The sequence below is a fragment of the Micromonospora gifhornensis genome (genome assembly GCF_016863515.1).
GTDB classification, from domain to species: domain Bacteria; phylum Actinomycetota; class Actinomycetes; order Mycobacteriales; family Micromonosporaceae; genus Micromonospora; species Micromonospora gifhornensis.
Window position 1 is genome coordinate 81,027 of record NZ_BOPA01000037.1, and the last position, 20,993, is coordinate 102,019.

The following is a 20,993-nucleotide window of genomic DNA, read 5'->3' on the forward strand; positions in this document are numbered from 1 at the left end:
CAGAACATACTCGTAAATGCACGTGGATAGCAGGAAAGACGAGTGCGCACGGGGATGGCAGGTCAATCCGGGGCCGGTCGACCGGCCCGAGGCGGAAGGGACCGTTGATGACACTGCGACTGCACTGGTTCCTGCCATTGCACGGCGACGGCCGCGAGGTGGCCAAGAGCGCGGACGGGGTGGCCGAGGCCAGGAACATCCGGCGTGAGCCGGAGTTGAACTACCTCGGTCAGGTCGCCCAGGCCGTCGACGGCCTCGGCTTCGCCGGTGCCCTGGTGCCGACCGGTCTGTTCTGTGAGGACCCCTGGCTGGTGTCCGCAGCGTTGTCGCAGCAGACCCGCAACATGCACTTCATGATCGCCTGCCGGCCCAGTTCGCTGCCGCCGATGGTGTGCGCCCAGTCGGCCGCCACGTTCCAGCGGCTCTCGGGCAGCCGGCTGATGCTCAACATCGTCACCGGCGGGGACGCCGACGAACAGCGGCGCTACGGCGACTGGCTCGACCACGACGAGCGGTACGCCCGCACCGAGGAGTTCCTCGACGTCTTCCACCAGGCCTGGCGCGGCGAACCCTTCGACTTCCACGGCAAGCACTACCAGATCAAGGCCGGGCTGCTGAGCCGACCGCACGACGTCCGGCCGACGATCCTGCTGGGTGGCTCGTCCGCCGCGGCGCAGCAGGTGGCCGCCGCGCACGCCGACGTCTACCTGGCCTGGGGCGAGCGTCCGGACGGGCTCACCAGTCTCACCAGCCGGGTCGGCGAACTCGCCGCCGAGCGGGGTCGCCGGGTCGAGTTCGGTACCCGGTTCCACGTCATCAGCCGGGACACCGCGCAGGAGGCGTGGGCGGTGACCCGTCGGCTGCTCGACGGCATGGACGCCAGCCGGATCGCCGACGCCCAGCGACGGTTCCGCCGCACCGAGTCGGAGGGGCAACGCCGGATGGCCGCCCTGCACGGCGGGCGTACCGACGACCTGGAGGTGTATCCGAACGTGTGGGCGGGTTACGGCCTGGTCCGCCCGGGTGCCGGTGCCGCTCTGGTCGGCAGCCACGAGCAGGTGGCCGAGCGGATCGCGGAGTACCACGCGCTGGGCATGAACCATCTCATCCTCTCCGGGCAGCCCCACCTGGAGGAGGCGTACAACTTCGCCGAGGGTGTGCTGCCGCTGCTGCGGCGCCAGGGGCTGCTCGGGCAGGAGGCGTCGTGACGGACCGCAGTTCGCTTGTGGAGACGACACTGTTGCTGGGCAGTCCCCGCGCGGGCTCCCGTACCAGCGGTATCGCCCTGCGGCTGATGGAGGAGCTGGCGCTCGCCCTCGGCACCGAAGGCGTGGAGACCGCCGGTCCGGACATCGTCGACCTCGCCGACATCGGCGCCGCGCTGCCGCAGCGGGCCAGCCGCAGCGTGCCGTTGGGGCCGGAGATCGAACGGGCGCTGGGCCTGGTCCGCCGTCCCGGCCTGCTGGTGGTCGTCAGCCCCACCTTCAAGGGCACCTACACCGGCCTGCTGAAGCTGTTCCTGGACATGCTTCCGATGGACGGGCTGGCCGACTGCGTCGCCGTCGGCGCGATGACCGCCGGCTGGGCCAAGCACCGCGGCGCCGGGGACCAGTACCTGCGCCCGCTGCTCACCGAACTCGGCGCGACCGCGCCGGTGCCGTGCCTGTCGATCCTCGAAGACGAGTTCGAGGACGTGCCAGAGGTCGTCGCGACGTGGTCGCGCCGTTGGGCGCCCACGCTCGGGGCGGTGGTACGCCATCAGCGTCACTGCTTCTCCGCCCCCCGTGTTCCCCCGCTGACCGGCGCTCGGGCCTCCTGAGCGACCCATCCCACCGTCACGCCAGCAGCACAGAGGAGATCGACCATGACCGAGCAGACCGCTCCCGCCCGCCGTACCGAGGAGGAGATCCGCGCTACCGTGGCGGCGGTCATCTCCGACATGGCGCCGAAGGACGGCGTCGAAGTGACGGCGGAGTCCCACCTCATCAAGGACCTGGGCTACCACTCGCTGGCCCTGATGGAGGTGGCGTTCGCCATCGAGGACGAGTTCGACCTCGACCCCATCGACGAGGACACCGCCCGCAAGATCACCACGGTCGGCGCCGTGCAGGACCTGGTGGTCAAGCGGCTCGAGGAGCGTGACGGCGCCTGAGTACGGATCCGGGTCCGGGGGTTACCCGGACCCGTTTTCGTGCCCCCGCACCGCCCCGCACCGACCCACGCAGGCCGGTCAGCCGGTCAGCCGGTCAGCCGGTAGAGCCGGTGGAAGCGGTCGTTGACGGCCAGGATCGTCATTCCCGAGAAGCCAGCCTGCAACGCCAGCTCGCGCACCTTTCCGGGGCGCAACACGGTGCCGGTGCCCGTCGAATCCGTCCCGGTGAGACTCGCCGGCAGGCAGTGCAGCACGCTCGTGCCGTACTGGAACCGCTCGACGTCGTCGCCCGGTGCGGTGAAGGCCGGCGCGACCTTCGCGTCCATCAGCAGCACTGCGCCGTCGGCGGCACGCAACTGCCGGCACGCCTGGAGCACGGCGACCGGTTGGGACACCTCGTGCAGCGCGTCGAAGAGGCACACCAGGTCGTACTCGCCCGCCAGCTGTGGGTCGGCCGCGTCGCGGCAGGCGAAGCGGACCCGGTCGGCGACGCCCGCCTCGGCGGCGTTGCGCTCGGCCTGCTGAAGGGCCGCCCCGTCGAGGTCCAGTCCGGTCACTTCGGCCTGCGGGTACGCCCGCGCCAACGCGATGCTCGACCAGCCGGTCCCGCAGGCCACGTCGGCGATGCGCCGCCCGGGAGCGTCGAGGCGGGCGTGCACGTCGGGCAACTGCTGGGCGATCCAGCCGGAGAGCTGGTGGGCGAACAGGGCACGGTTGGCGCCCGAGTGCCCGTCCCGCCAGTCCACGCCGAACACGTCGTCGGGCACGCCCGCACCGCTGCGGTAGGCCGCCACCAGCTCCGGCAGGGCCGCGGCGATGCCACCGAGCGGGAGTACGGCGAGGGAGGCCAGCGACATCGGGTCGTCCGACACCGTCAGGACGGCGGCGTGCCCGGCGGGAAGCCGGTACGCGCGGCGTTCGGCCGGCAGGCGTACGTCATCGGTCTCGACGACGCCACAGACGGCCTGGTGTTCCAGCCATTCCCGCGCGTACCGGGGGGCGACGCCGGCGGCCTGGGCAAGCTCGTCCGGGCGCATCGGTCCCGGTGCGGCAGCCAGCGCCTCGTACAACCCGAGCTTGACCCCCAGGTACGCCGACAGCAGCTCCTGCGTGGCGAGAAGCGACTTCCACATCCTCATCGCAAACACGTGTGTCTGCGCGTCAGACGCCGTCATGAGACACCTCCCCGGGGCAGCCCAACTGTGCTTACGAAGTGTTTACACACAACACTCCCTTGCCTGTTGCACGATACATGTAGACAGTAGAATGGTCATCGGTCGTTTCCGAGCCGCCTGCGGTGTTGCAGCAGGCGCGGCCCGGCACTCGGACCGGCACGCCAGACCGGAGGGCGAGGATCGGCATGACGACTCTGCAACTGGTCCGTGATCTCCTTCCGGAGATCGCCGCACACGCTGACGAGGTCGAGCGGGTCCGGGGCCTCCCGGACCATCTGCTCGACGGGTTGCGAGCGGCAGGCTGCCTGCGCATGCTCGCCCCCGAGGCGTACGGCGGCACCGGCCTGAACGTGCCGGACACGCTGCGGGTCATCGAGACGTTGGGCACGGCGGACGCCTCGGTGGCCTGGCTGGTGGGCCAGGTCGCGCTCTCCCAGCTCATCATCGGCTGCGCGCCGAAGGAGACCGTCGCGGAGATCTTCGTCGACGGTCCGGACGTCTACGCCGCCGGCGCGGTGGCGCCCAAGGGGCGGGCCACCGAGGTGGACGGGGGATGGCGGATCTCCGGCCAGTGGCCGTTCGTCACCGGCTGCGAACGCGCCGCCTGGGTCTACCTCAACTGCGTCCTGGTACGCGGCCGCACGGTCGCCATGGACGAGGGCCGGCCCGCCACCCGGATCATGCTGCTGCCCGCTGCCGACGTCACAGTTGTCGACACCTGGCACACCCTGGGCCTGCGTGGCACGGGCAGCCACGACCTGGCCGTCTCCGGCCGCTACTGCCCCGCCGAGCGGGCCGTCGAGCTGGTGCCCGGGTCGGCGGAGGCGGCCAGGGCGGCGATGAGCATCGCGCAGTCCAGCCTCATCATCGCGGCGGCGGCGCTGGGCATCGCCGAGGCGGCCCTGCGGGACGTCGTCGAGCTCGCGGCGGGCGGCAAGCGGCCGGCGCTGAGCGCAACCCGGCTGGCCTCCTCGACCGCCTTCCAGGAGCGGCTGGGCGAGGCTCGGATGGTGGTGCAGGCAGGTCGGGCGCTGCTCTACGACCAGGCCGGCGACGAGTGGGGCGGGTACTCGGGTCCGGATGCGGCGTTGCGGCGAGCGCAGGTCCGCGCCGCGTCCGCGCAGGCGACCGCGCTGGCGGTCCGGGCGACCGACGCGGCCTTCGAACTGGCCGGCGGGACGGCGGTGTACGACTCGTCTCCCCTGTCCCGGCGGCTCCGCGACGCCAACACCGCGCGTCAGCACTTCGTGGCCAGTCGCAACTCGTACACGGCCTTCGGTGCGCACCTGGTCGGCGAGGGCGGTGACGGCGGCCCACTGTGACCGGCGGGCCCCGATGTCACTTCACGCTGGGGATGACACCCTTGCGTCGCAGGCGGGTGATCCACCCCTGAGCGGTGTGGGTGGGCACGCCGTAGTGTTTGGCGACACCGGTGACGGTGCGGTTCTTGAGGTAGATGTCCTTGAGCTCGCTCGGGTCCGGCATACGCCGATAGGCGCGGTCTGACTTCGCCACCCGGCTCGGCGTCACGGCGCGGTAGGGCCGGACCGCGTCCGAGCCTTCGGCGGTTGCGGCGGCGACCGCGGGACGCTTCGCCGCGAATGCCTGCATGAGCAGGTCCAGGTCGACCTGGAGCAGGTCGGCGGCACCGAGCTTGACGTCATCCGCGACGCGGACGGTCAACTCCTTGATGTAGACCTGGCCGTCCTCGGCGAACACGCGCATGGTGGTGCGCGAGGAGTCTTCTCCCGCGTCTTTCTCACCGAGCACCGGTGTGATCGTGACGATGTATTGAGCCATTGTCTCTGCCCTTCTTCCTACCGACAGCCGGTGCCCGCGAGACGCTAGGACACAATCTCATACGTTGCGTAGATTTGGTTGGCCCTTCCGGACGCATCCAGCAGACCCTCGACACCCTGAGTAACGCCAGCATAACGGAAAGCCACTCTCCGGTACAACATCGATGCCCATGGTTGCCGAAAGACCACTTCGCGTATTAAACAAACGCGAGAAGAGCATCTCGAAGCCTCCTGGTGTTAGCAAGATCACCTGAGGTCGGTGGGCGCTCAGACCGGTATCCACACGTTCTTCGGCCGGAGGAACTCGCGCAGACCGGCGAGACCGCCGATCCGCGCGGAACCACTCTGCTTCACCCCGCCGAACGGTGCCGACGGCATCAGACCCGGTGCGCCGTTGACCCACACGCTGCCGGCAGCCACCGCCCGGCTGACCCGGTGAGCCCGGCGCAGGTCGTTGGTGTGCACGTACGCCCCCAGGCCGTACCGGGTGGCGTTTGCCAACTCCACAGCCTCCTCCTCGGTGTCGAAGGTCGACACCGCCAGCACCGGGCCGAAGATCTCCTCCTGCACGAGTTCGGTGTCGCGGTCGGCGTCGACGAAGACGGTGGGTTCCACGAAGAAGCCGTCGGCGAGGTCGCCGCCGCAACGCCCGCCGCCCACCAGCAGCTGCGCGCCGGCTGCGCGGGCCCGGTCGATCACCCCGATGATCCGGTCGCACGCCTGCCCGGAGACCACGGGACCCATCACGGTGGTCTCGTCGGCCGGGTCACCCACCCGCACCCGGCGCAGTCGTGCGGTCAACGTCTGGAGCACCTGGTCCCGGACCGCGGAGTGCACCAGCAGGCGGGTGCCGTTCGCGCAGCCCTGCCCCGACAGGGCCACCACTCCGCTCATCGCGAACCGGGCCGCCGATCGCAGGTCGGCGTCGTCGAAGATGAGGTGCGGGGACTTGCCACCCAGTTCCAACGCCACAGGTGTCAGGTTCCGGGCCGCCTCGGCGAGCACCTGCCGGCCGGTCGCCCCGCTGCCGGTGAAGTGGACCTTGTCGACGCCGGGGTGCCCCGCCAGGGCCGCCCCGGCGGCCGGCCCGCCGGGCACGACCACGACCACACCCTGCGGCACCCCCGCCTCCACCGTCAGCTCGGCGAAGCGCGGGCCGACGAAGGGTGCCAGCTCCGACGGCTTGACCACGACGGCGTTGCCGGCCGCGAGCGCCGGACCGAGCAGTTGCGCCATCGACATCAGCGAGCCGTTCCACGGGATGATCCCGGCCACCACGCCGTACGGCTCGTCGAGGGTGTAGTCCAGGCTGCGCCCGGGCCAGGTGGGCAGCACCTCGCCGCCGATCTTGTCGCACCACCCGGCGTAGTACCGCAGGTGGTCGGCCGCCAACACCGGCAGCCGCCGCGCGAGCTGGATCGGCAGACCGATCTCCAGGCTCTGCAGCGCGGAGAGCGATTCGGCATGCACCACCAACAGGTCGGCCAGCCGCAGCAACGCGTCGCGCCGGACCTCGACCGAGCTGTCCCGCCACCGGGGCAGACTCTCCCGCGCCAGTGTCACGGCCCGGTCGATCTCGGCCGCTCCGGCGAGCACGACCTGTGTCGTCGGCTGCCCGGTCGCGGCGTAGACGTGCTCCGTCCGCCCGCCGGAGGACTCCACCACCCGCTCCTCGCCGATCCACAGCGCAGGCTCGGGCAACAGGTGCGTGGGTGGCTGGCTCATTCCCATCGCGCGCTCCTCACGTCGGGGCGGGTAACCGGTCGTACGCGTCTTTTCAGAATCCCATCAAAGCCTCGTAGGAAACCAGAGGCATCTTTGATAGACACTCTCACACACCGTAGATAGCCTGTCTTGCAGCATACGAGGCAGCAGCGGTGTCCGCGCTGGTCGTACCGCCTTCCCAGCCGGCAGAGACGCGTAAAAACGATCATGGAAGGTACGCGAATGACACCATCGAGGACGCGACCGTCCCCCAGCCCCGCGGAGACGCCTGCAGAGCCGCCCGCCAAGCCGGCGCCGATCGCCGGCCGGGCGCGCACCATCGCCCTCGTCGCCGTTCTGGTCGGCCTGCTGCTCGACCTGCTCGACATCGTGATCGTCAATGTCGCGCTGCCGACCATCCAGGAGGAGATCGGCGCCACCAGCTCGGACATGCAGTGGATGGTGGGTGGGTACACCCTCGCCTTCGCCACCATGCTGGTGACCGGTGGCCGGCTCGGCGACATCTACGGCCGCAAGAAGATCTTCATCATCGGCATGGTCGGCTTCGCCGCCGCCTCGCTCGTCGCCGGGATCGCAGCGAACCCGGAACAGCTGATCGTGGCCCGCTTCGTGCAGGGCGGCATGGGCGCGCTCATGGTCCCGCAGGTGCTGTCGATCCTCCAGGTCATGTACCCGCCTCAGGAGCGGGGCCGCGCCTTCTCCGCGCTGAGCGTCGTCTTCGCCGTCGGTACGGTGGCCGGTCCCATCGTGGGCGCCCTGCTCACCGCCGTCGACATCGCCGGCCTCACCTGGCGCACGATCTTCCTGGTGAACCTGCCCATCGCTGCGGTGTGTCTCTTCATCACCGCGAAGCTGGTTCCCGAGTCGAAGGGCGAGTCGGCCCAACGACTGGACGTCAAGGGCGCCATCCTGGTGGGTCTCGGCATGCTGCTGCTGGTGTTCCCGCTCATCCAGGGACCGGAGCAGGGTTGGCCGGCGTGGACCCTCATCAGCCTCGTCGCCTCGTTGCTGGCCTTCGCCGCACTCGTCGCGGTACAGCGCCGCCAGACGGAGTCGCCGCTGATCCCGATATCGCTGTTCTCCCACCGCTCCTTCCGGGGTGGTCTCGCCGTCTCCCTGCTGTTCATGAGCGGTGTCATGCCGTTCTTCCTGGTCAACACCCTCTACCTGCAGTTCGGGCAGGGCTTCTCGGTGATCAAGGCCGGCCTGATCGGCGTCCTGTGGGGCTTCGCGGTTCCGCTGTTCACCGCCATCTCCGCTCGACACATCACGCCGAAGCTCGGGCGGCTCGGCCTGCAACTCGGGTTGGTCATGCTGATCGCGGCGATGGCCATCCTGATCACCGTGATCAACCAGTTCGACACGATCACCCCCTGGGCGCTCGCCCCCGGGCTGATCCTCGGTGGCGCGGGCATGGGCATGACCTTCGCGCCGTTGCTCACCTACACGCTCAACGACGTGCCACTGGACAGCGCGGGTGCCGCCTCCGGGGTGTTCAACACCGTGCAGCAGATGGGCGCCGCCATCGGCATCGCGCTGAGCAGCATGGTCTTCTTCATCGCCCTGGCCGTGCAGTCCCCCGCTGTCGGCGACGACCTCCGGAACACGGTCCGGGAGGAACTGACCGCCCGTGGCGTACCGGTGGCGGCCGTCGACGCCGCGGCCGACAGCGCCCGCGCCTGCTTCGACGAGCGGATCAAGGCCGCCAACCCGGAAGCCGACGTGGCTGCCTGCCGCGCAGTGGCGTCGCAGTCCGGCGCGGACGTCGCGGACCGGCACGACGAGTTGCAGTTCATCGCGAACCGCACCGCCTACCAGCAGACCACCGTACGGGCACTCGTCTACCAGATCGTCGTGTTCGCGCTGGCCATCGCCGCCAGCTTCCTGCTCCCCCGCCGCGTCGAGCATCAGGGCTGAGCCACGCTCGTCGGATGCCCGAGTCGGGTCCGCCGCCAGCCGGCGGACCCGACGGGTGTCAGGTGGCCCGGTGGCGACCCTCAACGAGGGCCGAACCAGAACGCCGTCGTCGGTCGTACGGCCTCACTCCGAGGCCGTACGACCGGCGGCGGCCTTCCCGTCCCCGGCCGCCGGCGCGGCCGTCCGCTCCTTCGCCAGTCGGGCGCCCGTGGCGCGACGGTCCACAGCGAGATCGCCACGGCGCTCGACCGGTACGTGGGACGTACCCATCGCCAGGCCGGTGGGCGACGGCATGTAGTCGTAGACGGCCTCGTACTCGCCGGACCGGACCACGAAGGTCTCGTGCCAGACCCCGACGTCGCCGTTGTTCTTCATCCGCTTGAAGTAGCGCGCCCAGACCTCCGCGTGCGGCTGCTGCGGGTCGTTGGCGAACCGCTCCAACTGCTCGACGCTACGGAAGTAGCCGATCAGGATCGGCCCCCGGGGAGTCCAGGCGTGGTGGGCGCAGAGTGCGCCGTTCTCCGGGTCGCTGAACAGCGCCATCAGGATCTTGCGCATGTCGCGGAAGTTCGGGTACCACTTGTGGATCTTCCAGTACCGGTTGATCCGCATGCCCGTGATGAAGACAGCGAAGTCACCTTCGATCTCAGCGGTCATCCGAGGCCGCTGCTTCGGCTCATTGCCCATAGCGGGTCACTCCCTCGTCGGGTGCCATCGCACAGCACACGTATGTAGGATTCCAAGAGAGCAGTAGATACTTTGAAATACAAGCATTGACTGTGCAACACATGCGACAGACACGTGTTGCCGAGGGGATTGCCCATGCTTGCACCCGCACCACGTTTCGCCCCGCCGGAGGATCGGCTCACCTACCACCACAGCGAACGGTGGGTCCGCGGCCGCATCGGTGCCACCGTCGTCGTGGACAGTCGGCGACCGCTGCTGGTCTGGGAACCCGGGATGCCCGTGCCGTTCTACGCCTTCCCGCTGGCCGACCTGGTCGGCGGGACCCTGCGGCCCGCCGAACAGCCACCGGAGCCCGGCAGCCGGGCCGGCAGCAGCTTCCACGACCTGACCGTCGACGGAGTCACCCTGCCCAACGCCGCCTGGACCTACCCCGGCGACGTCTTCGCGCAGACCGTGTGCCTCGCCTGGCGGGAGTGGTTCGGCCAGGGCATCGAGCGATGGTACGAGGAAGACGAGGAAGTATTCGTACACCCACGTGACCCGTTCTCCCGTGTCGACTCGCTGCCCAGCACCCGGCATGTGGTGGTGACCCACGAGGGAGTCGTGCTCGCCGACACCCGACGTCCGGTACTGCTCTTCGAGACCGGGCTGCCCACCCGCTACTACATTCCCGCCGACGACCTGGTCCAGGAGTTGCTGCTGCCGTCCGAGCACCACACCCGCTGCCCGTACAAGGGGGTCGCCTCGTACTGGTCGCTGAGTCAGGTGCCCGGAGCCGCCGGGCGGAACATCGCCTGGTACTACCCCGACCCGCTGCCCAGCGTCGCCAACATCGCCGGGTTTACCGCGTTCTACCCGGAGCGCGTGACGATCCTGGTGGACGGCGAGTCGGTCAGCCCGCCCACGCCACCCCGGTAGGACCGCTCCGCCAACCTGCCTCGGCAGAAATCCGGTGGCAGCCGACCGGCAAGGTCGTCACCGGCGGTGCCGAGTTGGATACCCGCGACACGGCGCGGACCGTCCGCGCCGGCGCGGACGGCCAGCCGGTCGTCACCGACGGGCCGTACCTGGAACTCAAGGAGGTCATCGGCGGCATCGTCCGGCTGGAGTGCGGCGATGCCGGCCTGCAACTGGTACGGCCCGGTCCGGCCCGGGCGCACCGCCGCGCGTAGCCGCAGCGCCGCCCGTTCGATCGCCGGCCTGTCCCACCGCCGTCGGTCCTGCTTGTCGAGCAGCACGATGCGTCCCCACGAGTCGAACCGCGCGGCAGCGCGGGCCTGGTGCAACTCCAACAACGCCGCCAGACCGTCCGCCTCCGGCTCGCCCGGCAGCAACTCGGCCAGTTGGCGCGCCAACTCGACCCCCTCGCGGGCCAGCTCGCGCCGCTGGGCGGACCGGCTGCTGGACAGGTACCCCTCGTTGAAGACGAGGTAGATCACCGAGAGTACGGCCGGCAGCCGGTCGGGATACTCGTGCGGCTGGCGAGCCGGTCGTCCACGCCCGGTTCCGGCGGCGGCTCGGTGGCCAGTCGGGCCAGCTTCTCGCGGCCGACCGCGTCGCGGCGCAGCCGGTCCAGCGCCCTTCGCCAACCCGTGGTGACCAGCCAACCGGCGGGGCGCTCCGGCACCCCCTCACCCGGCCAGCGGGCGAGCGCCTCGGCCAGCGCGCCGGACAACGCCTCCTCGGCCCGGTCGAAATCGCCGAGCCGACGGCTGAGCACCCCGAGCATGCCGGCCGCGTCCGTCCGCCAGATCCGCTCCACAAGTTCTGCCACGTCACCCACCCGACCAGGGTGCAACACCCGGAGTGCGTCGTCGTCGACCCGGCTCGGCTCACCATGTGATGCAACCCCGCGAGCCACACCTGGCGTGACTAACTCGAATCGGGGATCGGAGGCCTGGATGGGCGATCGCGACACGGCGTTCGCGGAGTACTTCGCGGCGAGGTCCAGCGCGATGCGCGGCACGGCGTACCTGCTCTGCGGTGACTGGCACCGGGCGGAGGACCTGGTCCAGACCGCCTTCACCAAGCTGTACCTGGCCTGGCACCGGGTCTCCCGGCACGAGGTGCTCGACGCCTACCTGCGCCAGATCATCGTCCGCACCTTCCTCGACGAGCGACGGCGCGGCTGGTGGCGGCGGGAGCAGTTGGACGATGCCGACCCTGAGCAGCCGGCACCCACCGACGCACCGGAGAACCGGCTGGTGATGCTCCAGGCCCTGGCCGCCGTACCGCCCCGCCAACGGGCCGTGCTGGTCCTGCGCTACTGGGAGGACCTGCCCGTCGACGAGGTCGCCCACCTGCTGCGCTGCTCACCGGGGACGGTGAAGAGTCAGGCCGCCCGCGGCCTGGACACGCTGCGCGGCCTCCTGTCACCCACGTACAGCGGCACCGAGAGAGGGTAACGATGGACGGACAGCAGTTGCGCGAGGCATTGCGCGACGAGATGGCGAGCGTCTCCTCGCCACCGCCGCTGGACACGCAGACCATGCTGGGCAGCGCCCGCCGGGCCCGCACCCGGCGTCGTACCGTCCGCGCCTGCGTCGGATCGGCGGCGGCTGTCGTGGCCGTGGCATTCTTCGGCACCTTCGCCGTCCCGGGTGCCGGCGGCTGGAGCCCCGCGATGATCGGGGCGCCCTCGTCCGAGGACGACACCGCCTCACCATGGCCGACCGGGCCGGACGGCCTCCCGCAGGAGGACCGCACCGCGCGTGCCGGCACCAGGTACGACCGGGGAGCCGAGCTTCTCGACCAGCTCCGCGCCGTCGTGCCGGCCAGCTACACCGTGCCGGAGTCCCCGGAGGCCCCGTCACACCAGGCGCAGTACGAGCAGACGGTCGACGGACTCGACGTGTGGAGCTACTCGTCCTCGGTCACCCTCGCCAAGGGTGAGTGGACGGGCCGCCTGATGGTCGAGGTCCACACCGCAGGCAATCAACTGCCGACCGAGCCGTGCGCGCTGGCCCGCCAGTTCTGGGGCATGCAGGGCACCTGCGAACTGGTCACCGTGTCAGCGGCGCAGGTGGGCGTGGTGGTCAGCCCCGGCGACGACGACCGGTTCGACCAGTGGGCCGCCTACCGGCACCCGGACGGCGTGGTGGTCTTCGTCGCGCAGTCCACCGACCGCGACGGCACCCTCCAGAGCCGCATGCCCTTCTCCGTCCCGCAACTGGCGTCCCTGGCCACCAACAAACGCTTCCACTTCCAGTAAGCCGATCCCCGATCCCGGCTTAGATCTTGGTACGAACGCGCCCCCGTAAGGGCGATTTCGTACCAAGATCTAGGGCTGATATACCCCTCGGGGGTATATCGTGAGCGGGGAGGGAGGGATGGGATGGCGCGGGACAGCGGGCACGGGGGGCATGGGGGGCAGCACGGCGGGCATGGCGGGCATGGGGGGCATGGGGGGCATGGGGGGCATGGGGGGCATGATCCGGAGGCGTTTCGGCGTACGTTCTGGCTGAGTCTGGCGCTGACCGTGCCGATCGTGGTCACCAGCCACATGGTGATGGACTGGTTCGGCTACGAACTGGACTTCCCCGGGATCGACCTGGTGGGGCCGGTGCTGGGCACTGTGGTTTTCGCGTACGGCGGCTGGCCCTTCCTCCAGGGGGCGGTGCGGGAGATCCGCGACCGGGCTCCCGGCATGATGCTGCTGATCGCGATGGCGATCTCCGTCGCCTACCTGGCGTCGCTGGCCACCGCGCTCGGCGCGTTCGACCTGGACTTCTGGTGGGAACTGGCGGCGCTGGTCACCATCATGCTGCTCGGGCACTGGCAGGAGATGAAGGCGATCGGCCAGGCCCAGGGTGCCCTGTCGGCGCTGGCCGCGTTGCTGCCCGACGACGCGGAACGGCTGGCCCACGACGGTCGGACCGAGCGGGTGCCGGTGGCAGACCTGCGCGTGGGCGACACCGTGCTGGTACGGCCCGGTGCACGGGTACCGGCGGACGGTCAGGTCGTCGACGGCCAGGCCGAGATGGACGAGTCGATGATCACCGGCGAGTCCCGGCCGGTGGCGCGGGCGACAGGTGATCGGGTGGTGGCCGGCACCGTCGCCACCGACGCATCCCTTCGGGTACGCGTCGACGCGGTCGGCGACGACACCGCACTCGCCGGCATTCAGCGGCTGGTGGCACAGGCGCAGCAGTCCAGTGGCCGGGCACAGGTGCTGGCCGACCGCTTCGCCGCCTGGTTGTTCTACATCGCCACCGCCACCGCCCTGGTCACCCTGCTGGTGTGGACCGTGCTCGGCAACCTGGGCGAGGCGGTGGTCCGTACGGTCACCGTGCTGGTCATCGCCTGCCCGCACGCGCTCGGCCTGGCCATCCCCCTGGTGATCGCCCTGTCCACGGCGGTCGCCGCCAAGGGCGGAATCCTGGTCAAGGACCGGCTGGCGCTGGAGCGGATGCGCACTGTCGACACGGTGCTGTTCGACAAGACCGGAACGCTGACCCGAGGCGCACACACCGTGACCGGCATCGCCGCCACCGCCGACCCCCTAGCCCAGCACAGCAACGGGCAGGAGACGGCCGGGCAGCGGGAGGTGCTGGCGATCGCGGCGGCGGTGGAGGCCGACAGCGAGCATCCGCTGGCCCGGGCGATCGTAACCGCTGCCGAGGCGCAGGGGCTCCGAGGGACGGCGACGGGTTTCCAGGCGCTGGCCGGTCGGGGCGTACGCGCCGAGGTCGACGGGGTGAGCTACGCCGTGGGCGGACCGGCGCTGCTGCGGGAGTTCGGCGTCACCGTCCCCGATGCACTGGCCCGACGGCAGGAGGAGTGGTCCCGCCGGGGTGCGGCCGTGCTGCACCTGCTGCGCCTGTCCGCCAGCCAGACATCCGAGGGCCGGGGATCGGACGGCCGGGCATCCGACGGCCGGGCGGAGGTGCTCGGTGCGCTCGCGTTGGAGGACGAGGTACGGCCGGAGGCGCGGCAGGCCATCGCCGACCTACGCCGGCAGGGAATCCGGAAGGTCGTCATGATCACCGGGGACGCCCGTCCGGTTGCCGAGGCCGTCGCCGCCGACCTGGGGTTCCGGGCCGGTGCGGACGAGGTGTTCGCGGAGGTGCTGCCGGCGGAGAAGGACGACGCGGTGGTCGACCTGCAACGCCGGGGTCTGCGGGTGGCGATGGTGGGCGACGGGGTCAACGACGCCCCGGCGCTGGCCCGCGCGAACGTCGGCATCGCGATCGGGGCCGGCACCGACGTGGCGATCGAGTCCGCCGGGGTGGTGCTCGCCTCCTCCGACCCGCGCGGCGTGACCGGAGTGATCCGACTGTCGCAGGCCGCGTACCGGAAGATGGTCCAGAATCTGGCCTGGGCGGCGGGCTACAACGTGGTCGCGCTGCCGCTGGCCGCCGGGGTCCTGGCCTGGGCCGGGGTGGCGCTGAGCCCGGCGGTCGCGGCGGTGTTGATGTCCGCCTCGACGATCGTGGTGGCGCTCAACGCCCAGTTGCTGCGCCGGGTCCGGCTACGCACACCGGACTGACGCCGCGTCGCGGAGCCCGGTGGTGACGCCGCAGAGGGAAGATTCGTACAAGACCCGGCCCGAATACGGCGATCACACTCGACGCCATGGAAACCGGCACCGAGCCCGTACGCTTCGACACCAAGATCGCGGTGCTGCTCCGCGACGACCTGCCGGTCTGGCAGCGGCTGAACATGACGGCGTTCCTGGTCAGCGGCATCTCCCGGGCAGCGCCCGAGGTGATCGGCGAGCCGTACGCCGACGCCGACGACACGCCCTACCTGCCGATGTTCCGGCAGCCGGTGCTGGTCTTCGCCGGGTCGAAGGAGGTGCTGACCGCCGCCCACCAGTGTGCCGTCGGGCGGAGCCTGCCGCTGGCGGTCTTCACCTTGGACCTGTTCAGCACCGGGAACGACCGGGACAACCGGGCAGCGGTACGCGCGGTCGGCCGCGCCGACCTGGACCTGACCGGCCTGGCGGTGTACGGCCCCCGCAACGGGGTGGACAAGGTCATCAAGGGTGCCCGGATGCACCCGTAGCACAGGAGCGGTACCGGCCGGGCGTGAAGCCGAGGACCCGTTTGAAGTGTCGACTCAGGTGTGCCTGGTCGTAGAAGCCGGCCGCGACCGCGACCTCTACGGCGGGCCGACCCTCCCGGAGCAACTGTCGGGCCAGGTCCACCCGACGTGAGATCACGTACTGGTGCGGCCCGAGTCCGTACGCGGTGGAGAAGGCGCGCACCAGATAGGTGGGGTGGACGTGCAGGGCTTCGGCGGCGTTCCGCAGGCTCAGCCCGGCGACGACGTGTTCGTCGAGCAGTTCGCGTAGGCGACGCGCGATCCGGGTGTCGCGCACCGCCGGTGCCTCCGGCGTACGTCGGGTGAGGTGGGCCCGGAGCCGGTCGCGGACGACGGCGAGTTGCACCTCGGCGGCGAACTCGTCACCGGGTGCCGCCACCAGCGCATGCAGCAGGTCGATCCGCCGCCGCAGCGCCGTGTCGTCGAACGACGGCTGGTCCACGGCGCGGCCCACCAGCCGGTCGCCGAGCTGCTCGGCGTCGAGGTAGAGGACCCGTTTGCGGAATCCGCCCGGGGTGGCCGGGCTGCCGTTGTGCGCGACCCCCGGCGGCAGCAGGGTGACCACCTGACGGAACGCGCCGTGTTCGTGACGGTCGAGGTCGTAGCGGACGATCCCGTCGTCGACCACCAGCAACGTCCAGCTGCCGTGGGTGTGCATGGGGTACGCGTGCTCGGTGAACCGGGCGTGCAGCACCTCGGTTATCCCGCTGACCGGCGGCGACCAGACCCGTACCTGCTGCCCGGTGGACATCAGTCGACGGTAGCGTCCGTTGCGGTCGCGGCGGGGTAGGCGCGGGTCTCGGTGGCCTTGACGGCGACCCAGACCGGTTGGCCCGGAACCAGTTCGAGGTGGGCGGCGGCGGCCGGGGTGACGTCGGCGGCGACCTCGATCGGGCCGGTGAGTTGGATCCGCAGGTTGTCGCCGTGCCGCTGGATGCCGGTGATGGTCGCCGGCCAGGTGTTGCGAGGGCTGCCGTCCGGTCGGTGCGGATGCAGCGCCACGGCCGCGGGTGCGAAGGCCACGAAGACCTCCCCGTCATGCCGGTCGCCGATGGTCAGCACATGCCCGTCGGCGAGCCGGACCCGGTGGCCGGTGGCGTGTCCCCGGTAGAGGTTGAGCCCCACCAGGCGGGCCACGTACTCGGTACGGGGTTCGGCGGTGATGGTGGTCGCGTCGCCTTCCTGGACCACCCGACCGTCCTCGATGATCACCAGCCGGTCGGCGAGCACCAGGGCGTCCAGCGGATCGTGGGTGACCAGCAGGGTGGCTCCCGGATGGGCGGCGAGGTGCTTGTGCAGCTGGGCTCGGGTGTCGAGTCGGGTGCGGGCGTCGAGGGCGGCCAACGGCTCGTCGAGCAGCAGCAGCGCCGGCTCGACGGCCAGAGCACGGGCCAACGCGACCCGTTGGGCCTGACCACCGGAGAGTTCGCGGGGTTTGCGTCGAGCCTGCTCGGTCAGACCCATCCGGGCCAGCCAACCGGCCGCCCGCTGCCGGGCCTGCTGCCGGTCCAGGCCGTGCCGGCGCGGCCCGAAGGCGACGTTGTCCAGCGCGCTGAGGTGGGGAAAGAGCAGGTAGTCCTGGAAGACCACGCCGATCGGTCGCCGCTCGGTGGGGACCCAGATCCGGTGTCCGGGGCGGTCCAGGTCGCGGCCGGCGAGGGTGAGGTGCCCGGCGCAGAGCGGGTGCAGACCGGCGAGGGCCCGCAGGGCGGTGGTCTTGCCGGCGCCGTTGGGCCCGAGCAGGGCCACGACCTCGCCGGGGGCGACGGTCAGCGGCAGGTCGAGCCGGAAGCCGCCCCGGTCGACCACCAGATGCGCGTCGAGCAGCCGGGTCATGGTGCGCTCACCCAGCGGTCCCGCAGGCTGGCCAGGATCACCACGGAGACGGCGAGCAGGACGAGGCTGAGCACGATGGCGGCCTCCAGGTCGGTCTCCAGGGCGAGGTAGACGGCCACCGGCATGGTCTGGGTACGGCCGGGATAGTTGCCGGCGAAGGTGATGGTCGCGCCGAACTCACCGAGCGCGCGGGCCCAGCCCAGCACCGCCCCGGCGGCCACCCCCGGCGCGACCATCGGCAGCGTGACGTGGGTGAAGGTGACCCAGCGCCCGGCACCGAGGGTGGCGGCGGCCTCCTCGTACCGGGTGTCGGCACCGCGCAGCGCACCCTCCACCGCGATGATCAGGAACGGCATGGCGACGAATGTCTGGGCCAGCACGACCGCGGTGGTGCTGAACGGCACGGTGATCCCGAACGTCTCGTCCAGCCAGGAGCCGACGAGTCCACGGCGGCCGAAGACCAGCAGCAGCGCCACGCCGCCGACCACGGGTGGCAGCACCAGCGGGACGGTGACCAGGGCGCGCACCAACCGGCGGCCAGGGAACGGCACCCGAGCCAGCAGCCAGGCCAGGGGCACGCCGAGGACCAGGCAGAGCAGGGTGGCGAGGGTCGCGGTCTGCACCGACAGCCGCAACGCGGTGAGTACGCCCGGCTCGGTGAGCCGCTGCGGCAGCGTGGCCCAGGGCGTACGGGCGAGCAGCCCGACCAGCGGCAGCAGCAGGAACAGCAGACCGATCGCGGCGGGCAGCAGCAGTGCGACCGGAACCCGGCGGGCGCGACCGATGCGCCGGGCCGGCACCGTCCCGCTGTCGACTCGACGCACCGGCTACGGCACCTGGAACCCGGCGGAGGTGAGCACCGCGCGACCGGGATCGGAGCGGACGTACTCGACGAAGGCACGGGCAGCGGCCGGGTTGGTGGCGTCGGTAAGCACCACGATCGGATAGTCGTTGATCGCCTCGACCGACTCGGGGAACTCGACGCCGTCGATCTCGGCGGCAGCGGCCCGGGCGTCGGTGCGGTAGACCAGAGCGGCGTCGACCTCGCCCAGCCGTACCTTGGCCAGCGCGGCCCTCACGTCCTGCTCCAGGGTGACCGGGGTGAGGGCGACCCCGGCCGCGTCCAGCGCGGCGCGCGCCGCCGCCCCGCAGGGCACCTGCTCGGCGCAGAGCGCCACCTTCCGGTCCGGCCCGGTGAGATCGCGCAGGCTGGTCACCCCGTCCGGGTTGCCCTTGGGTACGGCGATGACAAGCTGATTGCGTACGAAGGTGACCGGCTCGTCGGCGGCGTTGCCGGCGTCAACGACGGTGGCCATGGGGGCCGGCGCGGCGGCGGCGAAGACGTCGGCGGGAGCACCCTGGTTGATCTGGGCGGCCAGCGTGGAACTACCGGCGAAGCTGAACGTCACCCGCACCCCGTGGGCGGCCTGGAAGTCCTGACCGATCCGGGTGAACGACTCCGTCAGCGAAGCAGCGGCGAACACGGTCAACTCGCCGCCGGTCCCGTCGTCGGCTCCAGGTGGTTCGGCTCGATCGTCGGCGCAGCCGGTCACGAGCAGTACCGCAAGCACCCCGACGGCGGCCAGGGTCGTACGCAGCCGGGTGCAGGACTTTGCTGTGCTGACGACGTTCACGCTACCCGTGAGCCGAAGGGTTGGTCGGCGGGTGAGCCAGTCCACGAGCGCGGTCACCTTGCTATCTTGACGGGCCCTGTCCGGGGGGCTACCCGCCCCACCCGACCTCGCGAGCCGTCTCCAGTGGCCTGACGGCCCTCAACACGGAGCGTGACCGGCGGTATGGACAGCAAACGTGCGATTGAGGTCCGCTCGCGCCGAGGGCGCTCTGCATTCTGGCCCGTTGCTCAGGCGTCGAAGTTGCCCGCCTTGATGCCCTGCACGAAGCCGGCCCACCGGTCGGCGTTGAAGGACAGCACCGGCCCCTGTCGGTCCTTGCTGTCGCGGACCATAACGGCCTGGGGTGGTGTGGCGACCTCGACGCAGTTGCCGCTCGATCCGGACCTGCTGCTCTTGCGCCAGGTGACGCGAGTCAGGTCCATCCCGTGCCCTCCTAGGTGAGGTCTGCCGCAATCGCACGCAGCGTATCTCGCGTGGGCTTGGGTGCCAGCGCAAGGGCTTGCAGTTGCTCGTGTGCCGCCGCGTACGCGGCAACCTCGCCGGGCCGCTCCAGGTATAGCGCTCCGGTCAGGGTGTCGACGTACACCATGCGCTCTTCGGCTGCGTGCGGATACGGGTCGGGCATCGGCGGGAAGTCGAGGATCACGAAGCTGCCATCGAACCCGACTCCAGCCGAGTACGGCAGCAACTGAATCTGGACGTTGCTCCGTGTCGATTCTTCGATAAGCCGCGCGAGCTGCCGTTGCAGCACCTCGGGACCGCCGACCATCCGGCGAGCCGCGCCCTCGTCGATGACCACACGCAGCATCGGCGGGTCGTCCCCGGTCAGAATGGCTTGCCGCTCCATCCGCAGCGCTACCTGTCGGTCTACCTCGTCACCTTGCATCGGGACGGGCGCGCCTTCGAACGCCGCTCTCGCGTACTCCTCGGTTTGCAACAGGCCGGGAACCATCTGGCACTCGTAGGTGCGGATGACAGACGCCTCGGACTCCATCCCGACATACGCTGCGAACCAGTCCGGCAGGACGTCGCTGTACCGCTGCCACCATCCGCGCTGCTTCGCCTGGCGAGCCACCGCAATCACGGCCTCGGCCTGGTCTCCAGCCACGCCGTACAACGCCAAAAGCGCTCGCACGTCGTTTGGGTGCGGCCGGACCTCTGCCGTCTCGATCCGACTGAGCCAGCTCGCATCGTGGTCGACGCGCCTTGCTGCGTCGGCTGACGTGATTCCCGCCGTCTCGCGGAGTTGCCGGAGGGTCAGCGCCAAGCGCCGGCGCCTGACCGTAGGGCTCTGACGTTGAGGCATGTCGTCATCCTGCCATGCGGAAAACCAAAATTCCTTTCGCAGACACGCGTTCCGCAAACTTGTTATCCGCATATTGCGGATTGCCTTTGTGCGTGGGACGGTGTTGCCGGGTGTGGCGGTCAGATGACCGTGAGTGGCCTGGCCGCCATGCCGCTTACGAGAGGAGGCTGGATGGGCAGGCATGTCAGCTACGACCAGTACGTGGTCGCCGCAGCTCTCACGCTGGCCCGACGACATCGGCCCGTGTGGTCGTGGGAGAAGTGGCGGCGGGTCTGCCGGTGCGGGGGCGAATTACCCTGCCGGGCCAAGCATCGCGTGCCGATCAACCGGGGCCACTGGCCGGGTGGGGTTCGATGACCACACATGGGCCTGTCCTTCCGTTCTGGACGTGCGCGGGATGTGAATTGCCCTGGCCCTGTCGCACCCGACGCCGCGAGCTGCTGATCGAGTACGAAAACGCTCCGGTGTCCCTCGCCCTCTACATGGGGACGCACCTGGTGTCCGCCGCACAGGACATGGGCTGGGCTCCCGCTGGCGTTCTTCATCGCAGGTTTCTCGGGTGGCTGCCATGACCGAGGTTCCGTACTTCGTCCAGGTGGCCTGGGTTGTTCTCGATGACCACACCGTCAAACGCTGCGACCGGTGCTACCCGGACGGCTGGTGCCCGCGCGTCGCGGTCTCGCGTGCCCGGGTCTTGGCCTGGCGCAAGGTAAGGCA

The 20,993-nt window shown here is 70.5% G+C and carries 23 protein-coding genes; 11 read left to right on the plus strand and 12 right to left on the minus strand.

From position 1 onward, the window contains the following. Positions 1 to 107: 107 nt before the first annotated feature. Genes Vgi01_RS24405 through Vgi01_RS24415 form a run of 3 tightly spaced genes read left to right on the plus strand, consistent with a single transcriptional unit; the run spans position 108 to position 2,152 of the window. Positions 108 to 1,208, plus strand: coding sequence for an LLM class flavin-dependent oxidoreductase (locus Vgi01_RS24405; protein WP_204292586.1), 1,101 nt, complete (start codon positions 108 to 110; stop codon positions 1,206 to 1,208). Continuing rightward, positions 1,205 to 1,819 carry an NADPH-dependent FMN reductase gene (locus tag Vgi01_RS24410; protein WP_013731191.1) on the plus strand — a complete coding sequence of 205 codons (615 nt, stop codon included), beginning with the start codon at positions 1,205 to 1,207 and terminating at the stop codon, positions 1,817 to 1,819. Before Vgi01_RS24405 ends, Vgi01_RS24410 begins: the two co-directional genes overlap by 4 nt. A gap of 45 nt (positions 1,820 to 1,864) precedes the next feature. Next, on the plus strand, positions 1,865 to 2,152 hold the full coding sequence (locus Vgi01_RS24415) for a phosphopantetheine-binding protein (RefSeq protein ID WP_102656799.1): 288 nt from the start codon (positions 1,865 to 1,867) through the stop codon (positions 2,150 to 2,152). An 86-nt stretch (positions 2,153 to 2,238) separates the two neighbouring features. On the opposite strand, the gene Vgi01_RS24420 is transcribed toward Vgi01_RS24415, so the two are convergent. After that, complete coding sequence (locus Vgi01_RS24420; protein WP_239089134.1) at positions 2,239 to 3,291, minus strand: class I SAM-dependent methyltransferase; 1,053 nt, start codon at positions 3,289 to 3,291, stop codon at positions 2,239 to 2,241. Positions 3,292 to 3,512: 221 nt separating this feature from the next. On the opposite strand from Vgi01_RS24420, the gene Vgi01_RS24425 reads away from it, so the two are divergent. After that, entirely contained in the window at positions 3,513 to 4,649 is a 1,137-nt protein-coding gene (locus Vgi01_RS24425) for an acyl-CoA dehydrogenase family protein (RefSeq protein WP_204292590.1), read from the plus strand. Positions 4,650 to 4,665: 16 nt separating this feature from the next. Here Vgi01_RS24425 and Vgi01_RS24430 read toward each other — a convergent pair whose 3' ends face one another. Together Vgi01_RS24430 and Vgi01_RS24435 are read right to left on the minus strand one after the other, a co-directional pair. Then, positions 4,666 to 5,097: a hypothetical protein gene (locus Vgi01_RS24430; RefSeq protein ID WP_233196654.1), complete on the minus strand. Its 432-nt coding sequence runs from the start codon at positions 5,095 to 5,097 to the stop codon at positions 4,666 to 4,668. Positions 5,098 to 5,393: 296 nt separating this feature from the next. Beyond that, positions 5,394 to 6,857: an aldehyde dehydrogenase family protein gene (locus Vgi01_RS24435; RefSeq protein ID WP_204292592.1), complete on the minus strand. Its 1,464-nt coding sequence runs from the start codon at positions 6,855 to 6,857 to the stop codon at positions 5,394 to 5,396. 216 nt (positions 6,858 to 7,073) lie between these two features. Between Vgi01_RS24435 and Vgi01_RS24440 the strand changes: the two genes are divergently transcribed. Next, complete coding sequence (locus tag Vgi01_RS24440; protein WP_204292594.1) at positions 7,074 to 8,768, plus strand: MFS transporter; 1,695 nt, start codon at positions 7,074 to 7,076, stop codon at positions 8,766 to 8,768. Between the two features lie 123 nt (positions 8,769 to 8,891). On the opposite strand, the gene Vgi01_RS24445 is transcribed toward Vgi01_RS24440, so the two are convergent. Then, positions 8,892 to 9,425, minus strand: a complete 534-nt coding sequence (locus Vgi01_RS24445) for a DUF4188 domain-containing protein (RefSeq protein ID WP_204292596.1) — start codon at positions 9,423 to 9,425, stop codon at positions 8,892 to 8,894. Between the two features lie 165 nt (positions 9,426 to 9,590). On the opposite strand from Vgi01_RS24445, the gene Vgi01_RS24450 reads away from it, so the two are divergent. Then, on the plus strand, positions 9,591 to 10,373 hold the full coding sequence (locus tag Vgi01_RS24450) for a DUF427 domain-containing protein (protein WP_204292598.1): 783 nt from the start codon (positions 9,591 to 9,593) through the stop codon (positions 10,371 to 10,373). Here the strand turns inward: Vgi01_RS24450 and Vgi01_RS24455 are convergent. Then, the gene (locus Vgi01_RS24455) at positions 10,307 to 10,894 is read right to left on the minus strand and encodes a DUF6596 domain-containing protein (protein ID WP_204292600.1); all 588 of its coding nucleotides are present in this window, start codon (positions 10,892 to 10,894) and stop codon (positions 10,307 to 10,309) included. The genes Vgi01_RS24450 and Vgi01_RS24455 overlap by 67 nt on opposite strands. Then, positions 10,891 to 11,238, minus strand: a complete 348-nt coding sequence (locus Vgi01_RS24460) for an RNA polymerase sigma factor (protein ID WP_204292602.1) — start codon at positions 11,236 to 11,238, stop codon at positions 10,891 to 10,893. The genes Vgi01_RS24455 and Vgi01_RS24460 overlap by 4 nt, the downstream gene beginning before the upstream one ends. A gap of 118 nt (positions 11,239 to 11,356) precedes the next feature. On the opposite strand from Vgi01_RS24460, the gene Vgi01_RS24465 reads away from it, so the two are divergent. The 4 genes from Vgi01_RS24465 to Vgi01_RS24480 all read left to right on the plus strand — a co-directional run bounded on the left by Vgi01_RS24465 (position 11,357) and on the right by Vgi01_RS24480 (position 15,461). Then, on the plus strand, positions 11,357 to 11,860 hold the full coding sequence (locus Vgi01_RS24465) for a SigE family RNA polymerase sigma factor (RefSeq protein ID WP_102656791.1): 504 nt from the start codon (positions 11,357 to 11,359) through the stop codon (positions 11,858 to 11,860). Between the two features lie 2 nt (positions 11,861 to 11,862). Continuing rightward, positions 11,863 to 12,666, plus strand: coding sequence for a hypothetical protein (locus Vgi01_RS24470; protein ID WP_204292604.1), 804 nt, complete (start codon positions 11,863 to 11,865; stop codon positions 12,664 to 12,666). A 123-nt stretch (positions 12,667 to 12,789) separates the two neighbouring features. Continuing rightward, positions 12,790 to 14,943 (plus strand): heavy metal translocating P-type ATPase, encoded by a 2,154-nt coding sequence (locus Vgi01_RS24475; protein ID WP_204292606.1) that lies wholly within the window; start codon positions 12,790 to 12,792, stop codon positions 14,941 to 14,943. 86 nt (positions 14,944 to 15,029) lie between these two features. Further along, the gene (locus tag Vgi01_RS24480; RefSeq protein ID WP_204292609.1) at positions 15,030 to 15,461 is read left to right on the plus strand and encodes a DUF2000 domain-containing protein; all 432 of its coding nucleotides are present in this window, start codon (positions 15,030 to 15,032) and stop codon (positions 15,459 to 15,461) included. Here the strand turns inward: Vgi01_RS24480 and Vgi01_RS24485 are convergent. The 6 genes from Vgi01_RS24485 to Vgi01_RS24510 form a co-directional block, all read right to left on the minus strand. Beyond that, positions 15,436 to 16,251, minus strand: a complete 816-nt coding sequence (locus Vgi01_RS24485; RefSeq protein ID WP_204292611.1) for a helix-turn-helix transcriptional regulator — start codon at positions 16,249 to 16,251, stop codon at positions 15,436 to 15,438. The two genes, Vgi01_RS24480 and Vgi01_RS24485, sit on opposite strands and share 26 nt — an antisense overlap. Continuing rightward, positions 16,251 to 17,336, minus strand: a complete 1,086-nt coding sequence (locus tag Vgi01_RS24490) for an ABC transporter ATP-binding protein (protein WP_204292613.1) — start codon at positions 17,334 to 17,336, stop codon at positions 16,251 to 16,253. The genes Vgi01_RS24485 and Vgi01_RS24490 overlap by 1 nt, the downstream gene beginning before the upstream one ends. Further along, positions 17,333 to 18,160, minus strand: a complete 828-nt coding sequence (locus Vgi01_RS24495) for an ABC transporter permease (protein ID WP_204292620.1) — start codon at positions 18,158 to 18,160, stop codon at positions 17,333 to 17,335. Before Vgi01_RS24495 ends, Vgi01_RS24490 begins: the two co-directional genes overlap by 4 nt. A gap of 3 nt (positions 18,161 to 18,163) precedes the next feature. Then, positions 18,164 to 18,889, minus strand: coding sequence for a molybdate ABC transporter substrate-binding protein (modA, locus tag Vgi01_RS24500; RefSeq protein WP_239089136.1), 726 nt, complete (start codon positions 18,887 to 18,889; stop codon positions 18,164 to 18,166). A 308-nt stretch (positions 18,890 to 19,197) separates the two neighbouring features. Next, positions 19,198 to 19,392, minus strand: coding sequence for a DUF397 domain-containing protein (locus Vgi01_RS24505; RefSeq protein WP_102656785.1), 195 nt, complete (start codon positions 19,390 to 19,392; stop codon positions 19,198 to 19,200). 11 nt (positions 19,393 to 19,403) lie between these two features. After that, on the minus strand, positions 19,404 to 20,237 hold the full coding sequence (locus tag Vgi01_RS24510; protein ID WP_233196651.1) for a helix-turn-helix domain-containing protein: 834 nt from the start codon (positions 20,235 to 20,237) through the stop codon (positions 19,404 to 19,406). 392 nt (positions 20,238 to 20,629) lie between these two features. On the opposite strand from Vgi01_RS24510, the gene Vgi01_RS31270 reads away from it, so the two are divergent. Then, a complete protein-coding gene (locus Vgi01_RS31270; RefSeq protein WP_102656782.1) occupies positions 20,630 to 20,848 on the plus strand; it encodes a hypothetical protein in 219 nt (72 codons plus the stop codon). Positions 20,849 to 20,993 lie beyond the last annotated feature (145 nt).

Excerpts from the sequence above, each read along its gene's own strand:
- Vgi01_RS24405 (WP_204292586.1), top strand. The coding sequence starts at position 108 with ATGACACTGCGACTGCACTGGTTCCTGCCATTGCACGGCGACGGCCGC.
- Vgi01_RS24415 (WP_102656799.1), top strand. The coding sequence starts at position 1,865 with ATGACCGAGCAGACCGCTCCCGCCCGCCGTACCGAGGAGGAGATCCGC.
- Vgi01_RS24420 (WP_239089134.1), bottom strand. The coding sequence starts at position 3,291 with ATGAGGATGTGGAAGTCGCTTCTCGCCACGCAGGAGCTGCTGTCGGCG.
- Vgi01_RS24425 (WP_204292590.1), top strand. The coding sequence starts at position 3,513 with ATGACGACTCTGCAACTGGTCCGTGATCTCCTTCCGGAGATCGCCGCA.
- Vgi01_RS24435 (WP_204292592.1), bottom strand. The coding sequence starts at position 6,857 with ATGGGAATGAGCCAGCCACCCACGCACCTGTTGCCCGAGCCTGCGCTG.
- Vgi01_RS24440 (WP_204292594.1), top strand. The coding sequence starts at position 7,074 with ATGACACCATCGAGGACGCGACCGTCCCCCAGCCCCGCGGAGACGCCT.
- Vgi01_RS24445 (WP_204292596.1), bottom strand. The coding sequence starts at position 9,425 with ATGACCGCTGAGATCGAAGGTGACTTCGCTGTCTTCATCACGGGCATG.
- Vgi01_RS24450 (WP_204292598.1), top strand. The coding sequence starts at position 9,591 with ATGCTTGCACCCGCACCACGTTTCGCCCCGCCGGAGGATCGGCTCACC.
- Vgi01_RS24465 (WP_102656791.1), top strand. The coding sequence starts at position 11,357 with ATGGGCGATCGCGACACGGCGTTCGCGGAGTACTTCGCGGCGAGGTCC.
- Vgi01_RS24470 (WP_204292604.1), top strand. The coding sequence starts at position 11,863 with ATGGACGGACAGCAGTTGCGCGAGGCATTGCGCGACGAGATGGCGAGC.
- Vgi01_RS24475 (WP_204292606.1), top strand. The coding sequence starts at position 12,790 with ATGGCGCGGGACAGCGGGCACGGGGGGCATGGGGGGCAGCACGGCGGG.
- Vgi01_RS24480 (WP_204292609.1), top strand. The coding sequence starts at position 15,030 with ATGGAAACCGGCACCGAGCCCGTACGCTTCGACACCAAGATCGCGGTG.
- Vgi01_RS24485 (WP_204292611.1), bottom strand. The coding sequence starts at position 16,251 with ATGTCCACCGGGCAGCAGGTACGGGTCTGGTCGCCGCCGGTCAGCGGG.
- Vgi01_RS24490 (WP_204292613.1), bottom strand. The coding sequence starts at position 17,336 with ATGACCCGGCTGCTCGACGCGCATCTGGTGGTCGACCGGGGCGGCTTC.
- Vgi01_RS24505 (WP_102656785.1), bottom strand. The coding sequence starts at position 19,392 with ATGGACCTGACTCGCGTCACCTGGCGCAAGAGCAGCAGGTCCGGATCG.
- Vgi01_RS31270 (WP_102656782.1), top strand. The coding sequence starts at position 20,630 with ATGACCACACATGGGCCTGTCCTTCCGTTCTGGACGTGCGCGGGATGT.